Genomic DNA, 362 nt, shown 5'->3' with positions numbered 1-362 from the left:
CTCCACGTTCGGCAGCCGCTGGCCGAACGGCTCGTCCGTGCCGCCCGCGACGCGCTGACCACGGCGGACGCAGCCGTGGCCCGGCAGGTGCTGGCCGCCGATCTGGACCTGCTGACCGAGCTCACCGCGCAGATCGACGCATCCGAGGCAGAGTTCGCCCGGTTGCTTCCGTTGAGCCCGTTCGCGACGCTCACCACGACCCCGGGCTGGGGTGTGGTCCGCGCCGGCAACTACGGCGGCGCCCTGGGCGACCCGCACCGCTGGCCCGGGCCGTCACAGATCTACCGGGCATCGGGTCTGTCCCCCACCCAGTACGAATCGGCAGGCAAACGACGCGACGGATCCATCAGCAGGGAAGGCAA

General features: G+C 71.5%; 1 protein-coding gene. It reads left to right on the top strand.

Annotation, left to right across the window (positions count from 1 at the left end; all coding sequences use genetic code 11):
- Positions 1-362: transposase (locus AC1D0A_RS22020; RefSeq protein WP_476946849.1), on the top strand; the 362-nt coding region annotated here is incomplete at both ends.

The organism is Arthrobacter sp. P1_D4 (assembly GCF_056406115.1).
This window is presented reverse-complemented; position numbering and strand designations above follow the sequence as displayed.